General features: G+C 68.9%; 15 protein-coding genes. 9 read left to right on the top strand and 6 right to left on the bottom strand.

The genetic code is table 11. The features are described 5' to 3' along the window. The 3 genes from ACYVD1_RS28520 to mshC form a co-directional block, all read left to right on the top strand. On the top strand, positions 1-295 hold a 295-nt coding region (locus tag ACYVD1_RS28520), incomplete at its 5' end, for an HNH endonuclease signature motif containing protein (protein WP_460777598.1). 1,012 nt (positions 296-1,307) lie between these two features. Beyond that, positions 1,308-1,499, top strand: a complete 192-nt coding sequence (locus tag ACYVD1_RS28515) for a hypothetical protein (protein ID WP_460762684.1) — start codon at positions 1,308-1,310, stop codon at positions 1,497-1,499. A gap of 116 nt (positions 1,500-1,615) precedes the next feature. Continuing rightward, positions 1,616-2,839: a cysteine--1-D-myo-inosityl 2-amino-2-deoxy-alpha-D-glucopyranoside ligase gene (gene mshC / locus ACYVD1_RS28510; protein WP_460777597.1), complete on the top strand. Its 1,224-nt coding sequence runs from the start codon at positions 1,616-1,618 to the stop codon at positions 2,837-2,839. A 1-nt stretch (position 2,840) separates the two neighbouring features. Here mshC and ACYVD1_RS28505 read toward each other — a convergent pair whose 3' ends face one another. The 4 genes from ACYVD1_RS28505 to ACYVD1_RS28490 form a co-directional block, all read right to left on the bottom strand. Continuing rightward, positions 2,841-3,353, bottom strand: coding sequence for a nitroreductase family deazaflavin-dependent oxidoreductase (locus ACYVD1_RS28505; protein ID WP_460777596.1), 513 nt, complete (start codon positions 3,351-3,353; stop codon positions 2,841-2,843). Positions 3,354-3,468: 115 nt separating this feature from the next. Continuing rightward, positions 3,469-4,167: an anti-sigma factor family protein gene (locus ACYVD1_RS28500; RefSeq protein WP_460777595.1), complete on the bottom strand. Its 699-nt coding sequence runs from the start codon at positions 4,165-4,167 to the stop codon at positions 3,469-3,471. Next, positions 4,164-4,715: a sigma-70 family RNA polymerase sigma factor gene (locus ACYVD1_RS28495; RefSeq protein WP_460777594.1), complete on the bottom strand. Its 552-nt coding sequence runs from the start codon at positions 4,713-4,715 to the stop codon at positions 4,164-4,166. Before ACYVD1_RS28495 ends, ACYVD1_RS28500 begins: the two co-directional genes overlap by 4 nt. A gap of 82 nt (positions 4,716-4,797) precedes the next feature. After that, positions 4,798-5,790: a hypothetical protein gene (locus ACYVD1_RS28490; RefSeq protein ID WP_460777593.1), complete on the bottom strand. Its 993-nt coding sequence runs from the start codon at positions 5,788-5,790 to the stop codon at positions 4,798-4,800. A gap of 325 nt (positions 5,791-6,115) precedes the next feature. Between ACYVD1_RS28490 and ACYVD1_RS28485 the strand changes: the two genes are divergently transcribed. Both ACYVD1_RS28485 and ACYVD1_RS28480 read left to right on the top strand, forming a co-directional pair. Then, entirely contained in the window at positions 6,116-6,298 is a 183-nt protein-coding gene (locus ACYVD1_RS28485) for a hypothetical protein (RefSeq protein WP_460777592.1), read from the top strand. Between the two features lie 184 nt (positions 6,299-6,482). After that, positions 6,483-6,908 carry an ABATE domain-containing protein gene (locus ACYVD1_RS28480; RefSeq protein WP_460777591.1) on the top strand — a complete coding sequence of 142 codons (426 nt, stop codon included), beginning with the start codon at positions 6,483-6,485 and terminating at the stop codon, positions 6,906-6,908. Between the two features lie 32 nt (positions 6,909-6,940). Here ACYVD1_RS28480 and ACYVD1_RS28475 read toward each other — a convergent pair whose 3' ends face one another. Further along, positions 6,941-8,137 (bottom strand): glycosyltransferase family 4 protein, encoded by a 1,197-nt coding sequence (locus ACYVD1_RS28475; protein WP_460777589.1) that lies wholly within the window; start codon positions 8,135-8,137, stop codon positions 6,941-6,943. Between the two features lie 241 nt (positions 8,138-8,378). Then, a complete protein-coding gene (locus tag ACYVD1_RS28470; RefSeq protein ID WP_460777588.1) occupies positions 8,379-9,218 on the bottom strand; it encodes a PAC2 family protein in 840 nt (279 codons plus the stop codon). Between the two features lie 282 nt (positions 9,219-9,500). Here ACYVD1_RS28470 and metH point away from each other — a divergent pair, with 282 nt between their 5' ends. The 4 genes from metH to ACYVD1_RS28450 all read left to right on the top strand — a co-directional run bounded on the left by metH (position 9,501) and on the right by ACYVD1_RS28450 (position 16,369). Then, entirely contained in the window at positions 9,501-12,974 is a 3,474-nt protein-coding gene (metH, locus tag ACYVD1_RS28465) for a methionine synthase (protein ID WP_460777587.1), read from the top strand. 97 nt (positions 12,975-13,071) lie between these two features. After that, a complete protein-coding gene (locus tag ACYVD1_RS28460; RefSeq protein WP_460777586.1) occupies positions 13,072-13,806 on the top strand; it encodes an HAD family hydrolase in 735 nt (244 codons plus the stop codon). A gap of 440 nt (positions 13,807-14,246) precedes the next feature. Then, positions 14,247-14,744, top strand: a complete 498-nt coding sequence (locus ACYVD1_RS28455; protein WP_460777585.1) for a cellulose synthase — start codon at positions 14,247-14,249, stop codon at positions 14,742-14,744. 593 nt (positions 14,745-15,337) lie between these two features. Further along, positions 15,338-16,369: an ABC transporter permease gene (locus ACYVD1_RS28450; RefSeq protein ID WP_460777584.1), complete on the top strand. Its 1,032-nt coding sequence runs from the start codon at positions 15,338-15,340 to the stop codon at positions 16,367-16,369. Positions 16,370-16,427: the final 58 nt, after the last annotated feature.

Below are 16,427 nucleotides of genomic sequence, written 5' to 3'. Positions count from 1 at the left end.
CAAGATCCGGGCGGCCGCCTTCCACGGCCACACGTCCTGCGCCTGGCAGTACGGGTGCGACGTGCCCCTGCCCTGGACCCAGGCTGATCACATCGTGGAGTTCTGGCAGGGCGGCACCACCAGCGCCACCAACATCCAGCCCCTGTGCGCGACCCACAACCAGATCAAGCACCGGTGGGCGGTGCGCACCGACCGCCGGATGTGGTCGGGCCGCAACCGAGGCCGCACCGGAAACCGGGATGGGGGCGGGGTCTCGGATGCGGACGGGGACCCAGCCCCAGCACCGCACCCGTAACCGACCACCACCGTCAAGAGCCCCCACCCGCTTGCGCCGGGTCTCTACCCCCGCATGGCCAGAACCCGAATCAACCCCTGGCCCCGCCCTGCCCTCGGGGTGCCGGTCCCGAGCCGCCCACACCCGGGGGAAGGTCCGTGAGCCCTGGTCCTGGAGTCACTCTCACCCCTGTTTTTGCCTCCAACAGGGGGGCTCACCCACACCCAGACACCGACCGGCCCCAGACACCGGCACCCAGACCGGCCGGGGTTCGCCACACACCAGGACCAGCCGCGACACCCGTAGCCGTCAACGCTCCGGCGCAGGGGCAGGCATCGGCCCCCGGGCCGAGGGGTTCGCAGCAGAGCATGACCGGCCGCGACACCCGACCCGTCGACGCTCCGGCGCAGGGGCAGGCATCGGCCGCCAGGCCGATCGGGGTTACTCGGCCGGTGCCCGGCCGAAGGCCGGACCATCGCTACCCCGACCACACGTCCCCCGTTTCCTGATAGCCGCCGACCCGCCGTCGCAGCGAAGCGGGTCAAGGTGGAGCGCCACTGACGCGCGAAGCGCTCGATGGCGACGACCTTGAGGCGCGCAGCGGAGACGGCCACCATCAAGCGGCAGGAAACGGGGAAACCTGCACCCAACAACAAACCCCCACCCACTCCGGCCCCTGAAGTACCCCCAGCACTCACCCCACGTGCGGAGGGCTCGGCTGCATCACACAGCGGCGGTCGACCGGGTTTGGCTACCGACTCATGCGAGCGCCGCGACTGTGCCCCTGGGGCGAAGCGCAGCAGGGTGTGTTCTCTCGGTGTGTTCTCGCCGAGCATGCACCAGCGGTGTGTCCGGGCCTTCGATTGCGTCGTACCTGCTTAGGGTGGGTGCGCGCAGACGAAGGCCCGCTGTCGGGTGCATCACGAACGGAACCAGCGAGTAAACCCCCCGAGTGACAGCGGCGTCTCTGAGGGAGACGTCGCAAACGCCGTCGTAAGCGCGTGAGGTGCACGCGTACACAGCAGGGGGCACCATGTCGGGCCGGAACGGCAACCTCATCGAACCCGGGGCGTACTGGCTGCTTTATGTTGTCTCCTTCAGCGGCGCGCTCCTCCACTGGCGGCTGGGAAACGAGTTCATGGCCGCGGTGTGCGGTGTGGTCGCGCTGCTGAGCGCGTTCCTCATTGGCCGCGTGTGGATCAACGTGGCCCCCCAGGAGCGCTGACCGGCCGCTAGCGCGAACCCCGCGTGTATTCCCACGCGACCTGGGGTGATGATCACCCCGCCCGGCACCCGGTATCGGTGCGTTTGCCCGGTGCACGTGCGGATAGGCTTCCCGGTATGCGTTCATGGTCTGCGCCTGACATCGTCCCCCTGCCGGGTACCGGCGGCCCCCTCCGTATCCACGACACCGCCACCGGGCGGATACGGACGACGACGCCGGGCCCCACCGCGGGGATGTACGCCTGCGGGATCACCCCCTACGACGCCGCCCACCTCGGGCACGCCTTCACCTACCTGACCTTCGACCTGGTCAACCGGGTGTGGCGGGACGCCGGACACGACGTCAACTACGTCCAGAACACCACGGACATCGATGACCCGCTCCTGGAGCGGGCCGAGGCCACGGGCGTCGACTGGCGCGACCTCGCCCACCGCGAGATCGACGTCTTCCGCGAAGACATGGCCGCCCTGTCGATCATCCCCCCGCGCTCCTTCGTAGGTGTCGTGGAGTCGGTCGGCCTCATCAGCGAACTCGCCTCCCGCATCAGTGAGACCGGGGCCGCCTACGAACTCGACGGCGACCTCTACTTCTCCGCCGCCGCGGCGCCCAAGTTCGGTGACATCAGCAATCTCAGCCGCGAGGAGATGCTCGGACTGTTCGGACAGCGCGGCGGCGACCCCGAGCGCGCCGACAAGAAGGACCCGCTCGACTGGCTCCTGTGGAAGGCCGAGCGCCCCGGCGAGCCCTCCTGGGACAGCCCTCTCGGCCGTGGCCGCCCCGGCTGGCACATCGAGTGCAGCGCCATCGCCCTGGACCGGCTCGGCGCCTCCTTCGACCTCAACGGCGGCGGCAGCGACCTGATCTTCCCCCACCACGAGATGGGCGCGGCCGAGACCCGGTGTGCCACAGGTCGACCCAACGCCCACAACCACCTGCACGTGGGCATGGTCGGCCTGAACGGCGAGAAGATGTCCAAGTCCCTGGGCAACCTCGTCTTCGTCTCCAAGCTGCGCGAGGAGGGCGTGGACCCGGCCGTCATCCGCCTGGCCATGCTGCGCCACCACTACCGCGCACCGTGGGACTGGACCGAGTCCGAGCTGCCCGCGGCCACCGAGCGCGCCGAGCGCTGGCGTGCCGCCGTCGCGCTGGACTCCGGCCCGGACGCCGCCCCCGTGCTGGCTCAGGTGCGCGCCGCGCTCGCAGAGGACCTGGACTCGCCCGCCGCGCTGGCGGCCGTGGACGCCTGGGCGGACTCCGCGCTGTCCGAGGGCGGCCCCGAAACCGGCGCGCCCGGCCTGGTGCGCACCACCGTCGACACCCTCCTGGGCGTCAAGTTCTGAGCTAGGATTCGGGGAACCGCGGCCCCGGAACGCCGACCGGGGTCAGTCGCACGACGGGAATCCCGTTGACCGGGTCCGCGCCGATCCGTTCGTAGTCCTCGGTTCCGCCGTCGACGTCGTGGCCGAGCCCCCGCATCAGGGTGTTGGCTGCCGCCGGATACTTCTGCGCGTAGTGGGCCAAAACCCGCCCAGACTCCTCGGGTGACAGCGGAACGGCGGTGCCCCGGCGGCGCCGGTTCCCGACCTGGAACAGCACGCGGGGCTGGCGGACGATGTTGCGGAACCACTGCGAGCGTTCACCGAAGCCTGAGGCCACCAGTACCGTTCCGGTGGTGTGGTTGCCGCCCAGGACCTCCAGAACCGCCTGGCGGGGTTCGCCCGTGCTCCGCCCCTGGTGGGTGAGCAGTACGAACCGGCTCCCCAGCACACCGCCCAGTCCCAGCCGGTAGAGCCAGATCGGAGCGCGGAAAAGCGCACGCTGGAGCGGGTCCTTCGGGGGCTGGATGGACGTCATCGCGTCGACCTTCCTGCGGTGGTGCGGGCACTCCTCCGGAACGGGCCACGGCGTGGTCCCCGGGGCGGGCCCGAGTGTAGCCACGCCGCCAGGGGCCGTCCGGGAGCCACGCCTGTCAGAACGTCAGGGTCACGAACTCCGTGTCGGCCGTGTTGCGCACCACCACCGAAGCCACGTCCTGCGGGACGACTCCGGCGAACCCGTCGGGACGGCTGCCCTCGGCCGCGGCCTCGGCAGTGACCGTCCAGGTGGCGGCGACCTCGGCACGGCCGTCCTCGGTGAGGACGACCACCTCGCACTCCTCACCTTCCGGGATGCCGGTGATGAACGAATCCAGCCGCAGCCCCGAGTCCTCGGGCCCCAGACGCACCGTCGCGCTCGCCCCGGTGTCCGGGTCCTCCTGCGCCGCGACCACGGTGCCTGCCGCCAGCTGGGTCACCTCGCCCTCCTGGGGCTCCGCGGGTGCCAGCACCTGTCCGGCGAGGCCGCCGACCCCGACGAGCACCACCCCGGCGAGGACGGCGGCCAAAGCCAGACGCAGGGCACGGCGGCGGTGCTGCACCCCGCGCTCGGCACCCGCCTGCTCGACGGTGGCATGCACCAGGGACGCACCCCCCTCCGGAGGGGGACCGTCCAGCAAGGCCTCCGGCGGCAGCTCGCCCAGGGTGTCGCGGACGCTGTTAAGCTCGCGCAGCTCCGCCCGGCACGGCTCGCAGCCCGCCAGGTGGGCCTCCAGCACCGCGGCCTCCTGTGCGTTCAGCGTTCCCAGGGCATAGGCTCCCAACAGCTCCGGGTCATGGGCCCCTGAAGTCATCGGGCCACCCCCTTCCCCTGCCGAGTGCGACGGCCGAAACGGCGACGCAGCGCCTGAAGTGCGTGGTAGGAACGTGATTTGACCGTCCCGGGCGGTACCCCGAGTACCTCGGCGGCCTCTGCCACGCTGCGCCTGTGAAAATACACCTCGACCAGGACCGCGCGGTGGTCGGGGGAGAGGCTGTCCAGCGCATCCATCACCACCATCGAGTCCACCACGGAATCGGCGTGGTCGTCCTGCGGTGGCTCGGTGCCGGCAGCGGGGGCCACCTCCGCGGGGCGTGCCTGGACGGCCCGGGCGCGGTCGATGACGATGTTGCGGGCTACGGTCAGCAGCCAGCCGCGCACCGAGCCCTTGGAGTTCGCCAAGACGTCGGGGTTGCGCCAAGCTCGGATGAAGGTCTCCTGGGCGACGTCCTCTGCCGCGGCCCGGTCACCGGTGAGGCGGGTGGCGTAGGCGAGGAGTGCCGCGCCGTGTTCGTTGTAGAGCGAACGGATGAGCGCCTCGTCCTCGGCGCCGCGCCGACGGCGCGAGCCCCACAGCGCCATCCGTCCCTCCCCCCTCGGCGGAATCCGGGACCCAAGCCTTGCGGACTCGGGTCCCGGGCGCAATCCCCTTGGCGGGGCGGGCTCAGTAGCCGCCGTTGGCGCCGTCATCGCCATTGCCGTCGCCGTAATCGGTTCCGCCGTCAGTGCCTTCGCCGTTGTTGTCGTCGTTGGCCGCATCGTCGCGGTCCCCGGCGATCTCACCGGTCGGGGTGACCGCGAACCAGATGTCGTCCACCCCGTGGCCGTTGACGTCGCCGGGCACCTCGTCCTCGGCGAAGCGGTACAGCGCCCAACCGTTCAGGGTCACCTGGGACAGCCTGTTCTCGCGCTCCACCTCGTCGAACAGGGCGGTGTCGAGGCCCTCCTGGAAGGTGAACTCGTCCATGGCCAGGACCGGGGGCCAGGCCTCGGCGCAGTCGTCGAAGCAGGTCGCTTCGGGCGGGTCCGAGGAGTCCTCCTCGAAGCGGTACAGGGTGAAGCCCTCGTCATCGACCAGGATTTCGCCCAGCTCGGGATCCTGCCGCACCTCGAAGCCCTGCGGGCAGTAGCCCTCGGTCCAGGCCTCGTCCTCGGCCTTGGTGCCCAACGGGCTCGCGGCGTGCCAGACGTCCCCCGCGCCCTCGCCGTTGGTGTCACCGGGGGCGGCGTCACCCGCGTGCCGGTACAGCGGCCATCCGCTCAGGGTCACCTGTTCGATGCCGTCCTCGCGGTCGAAGCTGTCCAACCGCTCGTCGCCGCCGGGTATCGACATCTCTTCGGCCGCGGCGACAGGGATCCAGTCCTCGGCGCAGTCTTCGTAGCACTCCGAGGCCTGCTGGTCGGGGGTGTCCTCGTCGAAGCGGTACAGGGTGTGGCCGGCCGCGTCGGTGACCAGTTCGCCGAGGGCCTCGTGGCCGAGCAGCGCCAGGTCCAGGACGCTGTCTGCGGCGTCGGTGCCCTCGTTCTCATTCTCGCTCTCTGCGGGGGGCTGCTCCTGCCGCGGGCCGGCGGCGTAGGGGTCGGTGGCCCCGCAACCGGTGATCAGGGCCAACCCGAGCGCTCCGGCGGCCAGGGGGTAGAACTTCTTCGCACGCATGCTCCGCGTCCTTTCCAAACCTGTACCGGGCTGCGACCAGAATCCGCGGCTGCTGCGTCTCGGCCCGACGTTTCGCTGTCAACTGGTACACGGACGGGGGCGCGGTCCGGTTCAAAAATTCTCCGCGGATTCTTCTCCGGTGGGCCCCGGCCCCCTCAGGGGTCCGAAACTTCCCTGTCCGCTGTGGGCGCGGGGATGGAGCGTTACAGTCATGGTGCGGCGAGACAGTCATGGTGCGGCGAACCGCGTACCCGACCGCGCCGGAACGCTATTTTCAGAGGCGGTGACGTCGTGACGGCGAGGCCGACGCTGTCCCCACGCCTTCATGCTCGCGGCCTGGGTGACCCAGATCTTCCTCATCCCCGCCCTGTTCAACTTCGGTGTCCGAGGGCGCGACCGCCGGGGCCTGCTGGCCCTCGCTGTCACCGCAGTGCTGCTCGCTGGCGTGGCACTGGTCTTCGCGGGCGTCGCCGTGCTGAGTCTGCGCAGGGAGAGCGCGGCCCGATGAGCGGCCCGACATACACGGCCCGACGAACACGGACGGGAATGACGGACCACCGGCTACCGGGATGGGAACCCTGGTTCTGGAGTGGAGGTACGTCCACTTCCGTCCCGATCTTCGGTGACCACCTGTGGCCACGACCTCGCCGAATCGCCACCAAGGGGGTGCGGGGCGTGATGTGATGGCGCCCATGACCACCACTACGACCGGTACCCCAACGCGGCCGAGCGCCGCGGCGGAACTCATCGCGGACTTCGTCTCCACCGGTGGGCGCCTCACCGACCGCGCCGACCTGGCCCAGTTCCTGCGCGATCACCGCCTCGTCACCGAAGGGGCCATCCCCATCACCCTCGCCGACCTCGACGAGGCCGTCACCCTGCGCGACGGCATCCGGGCCCTGCTCGACCGGCACCGGGACCCCGACCCTGAGGCCCTCGGACGCGCTCAGAAGGTCCTGGACGGCCTGCGCGTCACCGTGCGCCTGGAGCCGGCCGAGCAGGTCGAGTCGCCTCTTGCCCCGGCCGTCGTCGATGAGGTCCGTCGAGGACTGGCCCGGATCGCCGGAGCCTGGGCCGCCGTCCTGGCCACGGGGGAGTGGCACCGCCTACGCGACTAGATTGCGCAGCCGCGTCAGCCGCGTCAGCCGCGTCAGCCGCGCAGGCGGGCCAGCGGGCCGGGACGCGGGGTGGCTGCTCGGCGCTGGGTGAGGAACGCGTCCCAACGCTTGGTGATGTCCGCCAACTGGTAGGCGGAGGCAGCGGTCAGCGCCTCCTTTCCCATCCGGACCCGTTCCTCGCGGTTCTCCACCAGTTTCGACATCGCCTCGCCGAGCGCCTTGACGTCTTGCGCGGGGACGAGGAGGCCGTTGCGGCCGTGGTCGATGATCTCCCTCGGTCCGTGCGGGCAGTCGAAACTCACCGCGGGCACCCCCACCGAGAAGGCCTCGATGATGGTCATTCCGAACCCTTCCACCCGGGAGCTCACGGCCAGCAGGGAAGCCTTGGACAGCTCGCCCAGCATGTCGGTGGTCCGGCCCTTCAAACTCACGTGCTCGGACAGGCCCAGGTTCTCCACGGCGTCGCGGAGCTCCTTGTCCTTGTCGCCGCCGCCGTGGATGTGCAGCCGCCACTCGGGATGGTCGGCCACCACTTGGTTGAAGGCCTCCAACAGCAGGGGGTACTGCTTCACCGGGGAGAAGCGCCCTGCCGCGGCGATGATGGGCTGGTCCAGCGTGGACCGGGGAGGCTCGCCCGGTTCCAGCGGATTCGGCAGCGCGGTCAGCCAGTCGTCGGAGGCCCCGAGCAGCTCCTGGTAGGCGGACCGGTCGGTTTCGGTGAGCACGCTCAGACCGTGGAGCTGCGGGTAGGACCACTCGATCGCCTTGCGCACCGACTTCTTGTGCTCGTCCAGGTTGAGGTGCTCCTGGCCGATGGTCAGGAGGTGGGGCGGCGCCCAGGCGGCGATGAGCAGGTTGATCCCGGGCCGGGTCCCGATCACCACGTCCGCCTTGGTTCGGCGCAGGTACCGGCGCAGACCGGTGACCGCCTCAGGCGTGAAGTTCTGGTTCCTGCGCCGCTCGGCATGGGGAATGATCCACTCTGCCTGCCTGGTCCAGCGATCGAGCGCACGCTTGGAGGGGCGCTTCACGACAGGGTCTTCGGTGTCGTCGCTCAGTGGGACGAGGCGGACCCCTTCAGGCGGCTGGAAGAAAGGCTTCTCCCGTCTGCGGACCAGACTGACGATCTCGACGTCGTGGTCCGCCGACAACCCCCGGGCGAGGTTGTAGACGGTACGGATCGTACCGCCCATGGCGTAGCCATTGGCGATGACGAAAGCGATCTTCAAAGCGGCCCCCAGGCCCTACCCCGCGCGGACGGGAAGGACGTCGTCCTCGGCCCCGGGATGGGCGTGCCCTACAGGGCCGACCCGCGCGTACCCCCGTACCGCGCGGTGACGAAACGCCCCGTCCGCCTCATCCCGGTCCGCGAGCCATCACCCGCAACCTACCCCGCGGGGTGATAAAGAGAAGATAACGAAACACCAGGATCGGGTTTTCACCCCGCGGATCCGGGGCCGACACGCGGGCTCAACTCTCGTCGCGGCGGCGCAGGTAGCGCTCGAACTCCTGGGCGATGGCGTCTCCGGTCGCCTCGGGACGTTCCACTGTGTCCTTCGCCTCTTCCAAGCCGCGGACGTAGTCGGCGATGTCCTCGTCCTCTGCGGTGAGCTCGTTGACGCTGGACTCCCACGACACCGACTCCTCGGGCAGGTCGCCCATCGGGACGTCGGCCCCCACGAAGTCCTGGACCCAGCTCAGTAGCGCCAGCGTCGCCTTGGGGCACGGTGGCTGGGCCACGTAGTGCGGGATGGCCGCCCACAGCGACACCGTCTCCAGCCCCACGGAGCTGAAGGTGTCGTGCACGACACCCACGATGCCGGTGGGCCCCGAGTAGGTGGAGGGATCCAGCCCGTGCCGGGTGCCGAGCTCCAGAGGCGAGGCCATGCCCGTCACCGGGATCGGCCTGGTGTGCGGCGCGTCGGCGAGCAGTGAGCCCAGGATCACCGCGCGCTGGACACCCAGTTCACGGGCGATCGCGAGCACGTCGGCGGTGTAGGAGCGCCAGCGCATGTTCGGCTCGGGGCCGGTCACCAGGACGACATCGCGCCGGGAGCCGGGAGGCCGCGCCACCCGGACGCGGGTGGTGGGCCACTCCATCTCCGTCAGCCGCCCTTCGACCACGGACATGCGCGGCCGGGTGACCTGGAAGTCGTAGTAGTCGTCCGGAGCCAGGGCGCACAGCTCGGTGGCGCCCCACTTCTCGGACAGGTGCTCCACAGTGAGGCTCGCTGCCTCACCGGCGTCGTTCCATCCTTCGAACGCCGCCACCATGACAGGCTCGACGAGCTCGCGGTCGAGCTGGATCATGGGCGGCCCCTCCCTGGACGTGGACGACCACCACCCTATGGGCTGCCGCACTTCCCGGGAAACCGTGATGCACGAACCGCTTCCCGAGGCGATCTCAGTCTTTTTGGGACACGGATCTCAAATTCCGAAACTACCGATGGGGTAACCTCGCAAACAGCGACTGACCAGGACACCGCTGTCCCCGGACGCCCCACCCAGCCCCGCGCCGTGGGTCGCCCCAGTGCCAGGTTTCACCGGGGACCACTGGGCCGACGCGGTGCCTCGACACTAGAGTTGCTGAACATGAGAGATCGACGGACATTCCGTGATGCACTGTCCCAGCGAGTGGTCGTGGCGGACGGGGCGATGGGCACCATGCTCCAAGCGCACGATCTCGACCTCGACCAGTTCGAAGGGCACGAGGGTCTCAACGACATCCTCAACCTCACTCGGCCCGACATCGTGGCCGACACCCACGCTGCCTTTTTCGAGGTCGGCTCCGACTGTGTGGAGACCAACACCTTCTCCGCCAACTACGGAGGCCTGTTCGAGTACGGCATCGAGGAACGCACCCACGAGATCGCCGAGGCCGGCGCCCGTCTCGCCCGCGAGAGCGCCGACGCCTACTCCATCCCCGACCACCCCCGCTACGTACTGGGGTCGATGGGCCCCGGAACCCGGCTTCCGACCCTGGGCCACGCCCCCTACACGTTTCTGCGCGACTACTACGAGCAGAGCACGCTCGGCCTCATCGACGGCGGCTCCGACGCCATCCTGATCGAGACGTGCCAGGACCTGCTCCAGGTCAAGTCGGCCGTGGTCGGTGCCGTGCGCGCCCGTAAGGCACGAGGTAAGGACGTGCCGATCATCGCCCAGGTCAGTATCGAGACCAACGGCACGATGCTCATGGGTTCGGAGATCGGCGCCGCCCTCACCTCCCTCGCCCCCCTGGGCATCGACGTCATCGGGCTCAACTGCTCCACCGGCCCCGCCGAGATGAGCGAGCACCTGCGCTACCTGTCGCACCACTCGCCCATCCCCATCTCGGTGATGCCCAACGCCGGCCTGCCGGAGCTGGGACCGAACGGCGCGGTCTACAACCTCTCCCCGGAGGAGCTGACCGACGCCCACGACACCTTCACCGCCGAGTTCGGGCTCAGCCTGGTCGGCGGCTGCTGCGGTACCACCCCCGAGCACCTGCGGCAGGTCGTCGAGCGGGTGCAGGGCCGCGGCATCAAGAACCGCAACCCGCTGGTCGAGGCCGCAGCCTCATCCCTGTACCAGAGCGTCCCCTTCCGCCAGGACGCCAGCTACTTGGCGGTCGGCGAGCGCACCAACGCCAACGGTTCCAAGAAGTTCCGCGAGGCCATGATCGCGGAGGACTGGGACAGCTGCGTGGAGATCGCCCGCGACCAGATCCGCGACGGCGCCCACGTGCTGGACCTCAACGTCGACTATGTGGGCCGCGACGGTGAGCGCGACATGCGCGAGCTCGCCTCCCGCTTCGCCACCGCTTCCACCCTGCCGATCATGCTGGACTCCACGGAGCCCCCGGTTTTGGAGGCCGGCCTGGAGCAGCTGGGCGGCCGCGCGGTGATCAACTCGGTCAACTACGAGGACGGCGACGGCCCCGACTCCCGGTTCACCCGCATCATGGAGTTGGTCTCCGAACACGGCGCCGCCGTGGTCGGCCTGTGCATCGACGAAGAGGGCCAGGCCCGTACCGCCGAGTGGAAGGTGCGGGTGGCCAGCCGCCTCATCGACGAGATCACCGGTGACTGGGGATTGAACACCGGCGACATCGTCATCGACTGCCTCACCTTCCCCATCACCACGGGCCAAGAGGAGACCCGCAAGGACGGAATCGAGACGCTCGAGGCCATCCGCGAGCTCAAGTCCCGCTACCCGGAGGTGCAGACCACCCTGGGGCTGTCCAACCTGTCCTTCGGCGTCAACCCGGCCGCCCGGATCGTGCTGAACTCGGTGTTCCTGCACGAGGCGGTCCAGGTGGGCCTGGACTCGGCGATCGTGCACGCCTCCAAGATCGTGCCGATGAACCAGATCCCCGAGGATCAGCGCAAGATCGCCCTCGACCTCATCTACGACCGCCGCGAGGGCGACTACGACCCGCTCTCCGAGTTCATCGACATGTTCCAGGGGGTCGATGCCAAGGCGTTGAAGGCCTCGCGGGCCGAGGAGTTGGCCGCCCTGCCCCTGTGGGAGCGGCTCGAGCGGCGGATCATCGACGGTGAGATGACCGGTATCGAGGCGGACCTGGACGAGGCGCTCCTGGAGCGCCCCGCCCTGGCGATCGTCAACGACACCCTGCTGGCGGGTATGAAGACCGTCGGTGAGCTGTTCGGCTCCGGCCAGATGCAGCTGCCGTTCGTCCTCAAGTCCGCCGAGGTGATGAAGGGCGCTGTCGCCTACCTCGAACCGCACATGGAGAAGGCCGACGACGACGGCAAGGGCCGGATCGTGCTCGCCACCGTCAAGGGCGACGTCCACGACATCGGCAAGAACCTCGTCGACATCATCCTGTCCAACAACGGTTACGAGGTCGTCAACCTCGGTATCAAGCAGCCGGTGTCGGCGATCCTGGACGCCGCGGAGACCAACAGGGCCGACGTGATCGGCATGTCCGGCCTGCTGGTCAAGTCCACGGTGATCATGAAGGAGAACCTCGAGGAGATGAACACGCGGGGCATCTCCGAGCGCTTCCCGGTGCTCCTCGGCGGTGCCGCGCTCACCCGCTCCTACGTGGAGCAGGACCTGGCCGACATGTTCGGCGGGCACGTGCGCTACGCCAAGGACGCCTTCGAAGGCCTGCGCCTGATGGACACCTTCATGGCGGTCAAGCGCGGCGACGAGGGCGCCGAACTCCCCGAGCTGCGCCAGCGCAAGGTCCGCAAGGGCGCCACCCTGAAGGTCACCGAACCTGAGGACATGCCCGCCCGCAGTGACGTGTCCACCACCAACCGGGTGCCGGAGCCGCCGTTCTGGGGCGACCGGATCAGCAAGGGCATCCCGTTGGCGGACTACACCGCCTTCCTGGACGAGCGCGCCATTTTCATGGGGCAGTGGGGGCTCAAGGGCACCCGCGGCGGCAAGGGCCCCAGCTATGAGGAGCTCGTGGAGACCGAAGGCCGCCCGCGCATGCGGATGTGGCTGGACCGGATCCAGACCGATGGCCTCTTGGAGGCCGCGGTCGTGCACGGCCACTACCCTTGCTACAGCGAGGGCGACGACCTGGTCGTGCTGGACGAGGACAAGACGACCGAACGCACCCGGTTCACCTTCCCGCGCCAGCGCCGCGACCGGCACCTGTGCCTGTCCGACTTCTTCCGGCCCAAGGAGTCGGGGGAGCTGGACGTGGTGTCCTTCCAGGTCGTGACGGTGGGTTCGGCGATCAGCCGGGCCACCGCGGAGCTGTTCGAGAAGAACGCCTACCGGGACTACCTCGAACTGCACGGGCTGTCCGTGCAGCTGACCGAGGCCCTGGCCGAGTACTGGCACACCCGGGTCCGCGCCGAGCTGGGCTTCGCGGGTGAGGACCCCGCCGAGCTGGACGCCTTCTTCAAGCTCGGCTACCGGGGGGCGCGCTTCTCCTTGGGTTACGGGGCCTGCCCCGACCTGGAGGACCGGGCCAAGATCACGAGGCTGCTGGAGCCGGAGCGGGTGGGGGTGTCGTTGTCCGAGGAGTTCCAGCTTGTTCCGGAACAGGCCACCGACGCGATCGTCATCCATCACCCTGAGGCGACATACTTCAACGTCTGACCAGCCCCGAGGTCGTGGAGGCCCCACCGGTGCCCGGCGCCGGTGGGGCCTCCCGCTGTGGGGACCAGTCACACCACCAGTCACATCACGAGTCGAGATGAGCGAATTGAGCACTGTGAGTTCCGAACTGCCCGAGCCCTCTGAGACGGGGGAGCGCTGCCTTCAGGCGGTGCTGCTGGACATGGACGGCACCCTCATCGAGAGCGAGCACCTCTGGGGGGAGGCTGAGGCCGAACTGGTCGCCGAGCTGGGCGGGGAGTGGACCGCCGACGACCACCAGGCCAACGTCGGCAGCGCCGCGGAACCGGTCGGCCGGTACATCATCGAGCTGACCGGGGCGGACCACCTCACCCCGCGTGAGGTCGCCGACCGCCTCTACTCCCGGTTCCTACGCAAGCTGGAGGGCGGGGCCGAGGTACGGCCCGGGGCCAAGGAGCTGGTCTCGATGCTGTCCGGTGCGGGTGTGCCGGTCGCCCTGGTCACCTCCACTGAGCGCGAACTTGTGGAGACCGCGATCTCGGGTATCGGGTTGGCGAGCTTCGTCGACTCGGTCGCCGGTGACGAGGTGGCCGCGAACAAGCCCGACCCCGACCCCTACGTCAGGGCCGCCAGGCGTCTCGGCGTGGCCCCGGAGCGCTGCGTGGCCGTCGAGGACTCGGTTGTCGGGGTTGCCTCCGCGGCGGACGCCGGCTGTGTCACGATCGCCGTCCCCAACCACGTGGAGATCCCGCCCCGCGAGGGTGTCGTCCTCCGCGACAGTCTGGTGGGGGTGGACCTGGACTGGTTGGAGTCGTTGGTCGCCGAGCGCTCTGGTGCGAGCAGCGCTGGTTGACGTCCTCCCCGTCGTGAGCGACAGGGAGACCGACCCGCTCTCACGGGCGGGTGGTGCCCGCGCCTCACGGCGCGCGGTTCCTGTTTCACCGGCCGGCGCCGGAAAACGAGACCCCGGTCTTACCTGGCCTACGCAGGCGTTTAACGTCTCCGCCCGCCCGGCGGCGACACGGCGACAAGCTTGGTTATCACCCGCCACCAGCACAGAAAGTACACAACCACAAGCCCACTGTGTAAATCAGATCCGATTCTCCACCCGCGTAAACGCCGGAGCACTCTCGGACAGGATCAGGTAGCGCGAAGTACCGGGGAGGACTCCGGGTGCCGTGGCGCCGCGCCGGGTAGCGTGGAAGTGAGGAGCTTCGTGCCCGGACACCCCGAGGAGTCAACCTAGGGGATGAGCCGGATGTGAGTCTGGGCGCGGGATGGGAGACTGGTCGTATGCCTGACACTCTGACTATGACGACCGGCCTCACGCTGGGGGCCGCCCTGGCCGCCGTCGGCCTGATCATCTCCTTCTTCGTGTGGCGCCGGAAGGGACTGGCCTACGGACTCCGTGGCGTGTCGTGGTCTCTGTTGCCGCTGGTCGCAGGATTGCTCGGGTTGATGAACATCCTCTGGCAGACCGTGGTCGGCATCGTCGGCATCCTGGTGGGGCTCATGTTCAACCCGTTGGTCTGGGCCGGTGTGCTGCTGGCCGGACTGATGGTGGTCCTGTACGTGGCCTCGGGTTTCATGAAGAGCAGGGGTATCGGTGTGAAGCCGGGCGCCAGGCCGCAGGACAAGGCCCAGCCCGAGGGTGCGCCCGCCGCGGCCGAGTCCGGGCAGCCCGCCGCCGGGCAGGTGAACGCGCCCCAGCCGAAGCAGGCCAAGAAGGGCGACGGGGACGACAACTTCGACGACATCGAGGCACTGCTGCGAAAGCACGGCATCGAGTAGGCGCCTTCCACACAGCGAGCCCCAAGAGTCGAATAAGAGCCATGAGGGCGGTCCCGCTTCGGTGGGGCCGCCCTCAAGGCGTGTATCACGCTGCGGATTCATGCCAACACGTTCTGATTCATAGCACTTGCCATAGTCAGGCTTAATGGTGGCGAAGCTGGTGAAGAGCTTCCCCTATCGTTGTCGAGGGCTGAAACCTCGTCTCCGTCGCAGCTCAACCCTTGTCATCCGATGAATACGAAGTTTGGGCCTTTAGTCTTCGTATGGGTTTTTTGTTAGCTTTCGTTACGATTCGGCCACATGGCCAGGGTTTGGACGACGGGCGCTCAGGCGGCGAGTAAGTTAGTCGCTATGTAACATCCCGGGCGGAACGGTCCGCGTGTGTGTCCAACATCTCTTTCGATGTGGGCGCCCCGTGTGCCAGCGCCGACGTGACGGGTCACCCTCCCGCTGTGTCGGCCGAACGCCCACGCCAGCCAGTGTCGAGAACCGACCGGCCCCACTGCGAGACTCGGGCGGGTGATCCCCCGGAAGGCTCACACGTGGGTTCAGTCCCCTCGGCCAGAAGCGTACGAGTGGAGAGTGGTGGCCTGATGAGCGCGCCCTCGCATGCCCCTGGGGCGGCCGAAGCGGTCGACCCGGACAACGGTGCGTCGGCCTCGGGTCGCAACGACGCCGAGAACCGTTCCCTGCGCCAGATCGCCTGGCAACGGCTGCGGCGCGACAGGGTCGCCATGGTTTCCGGCGTGGTCGTGGTCCTGCTCATCCTGGCGGCGCTCTTCGCGCCCCTCCTGGTCAAGTGGTTCGGTCACCCGCCCACCCAGTTCCACCAGGACCTGATCAACCCGGGCTCCCGGATGCCCTACGTCGACCCCGACAACCCCGAACTGGGCAGCGACCGCTGGGGCGGCATGAGCGGAGAGCACCTGCTCGGCGTCGAGCCGACCACGGGCCGCGACCTCTTCAGCCGCATCCTCTACGGCGCCCAGATCTCCCTGCTCGTCGCCTTCCTGGCCACGCTGCTCTGCGTCTTCCTCGGCACGGTCCTCGGCATCATCGCCGGGTACATGGGCGGCTGGGTCGACACCGTCATCAGCCGGGCCATGGACATCTTCCTGGCCTTCCCCCTGGTGCTCTTCGCGATCGCCCTCGTCGGCGTCATCCCCGAAGGCGTCCTCGGCCTCACCGGCAACGGGCTCAGAATCGGCGTCATCGTCTTCATCATCGGGTTCTTCAACTGGCCCTACATCGCCCGCATCGTCCGCGGACAGACCCTCGCGCTCCGCGAGCGGGAGTTCGTCGAAGCGGCCAAGAGCCTGGGCGCCAGCAACCGGCACATCCTCGTCAAGGAGATCCTGCCGAACCTGATCACGCCGATCATCGTCTACTCCACGCTCCTGATCCCCACGAACATCCTGTTCGAGGCGGCCCTGAGCTTCCTGGGAGTCGGGATCAACCCGCCCACCCCCAGCTGGGGCAAGATGCTCGCCGAAGCGGTGCCGTTCTACCAGCAGGCGCCCTACTTCATCATCTTCCCGGGCCTGGCCATCTTCATCACCGTGCTGGCGTTCAACCTGTTCGGCGACGGACTGCGAGACGCCTTCGATCCCCGGACCTCGGACTGACCCGCGTTCGTGCGGGGCGGCGACACCCACCCCGCGCGGACGTGGATCTACCCGCTGG

The sequence above is a fragment of the Nocardiopsis nanhaiensis genome (assembly GCF_054778635.1).
The sequence above is the reverse complement of the archived record's forward strand: the minus strand, read 5'-3'. Positions and strand labels throughout refer to the sequence as shown.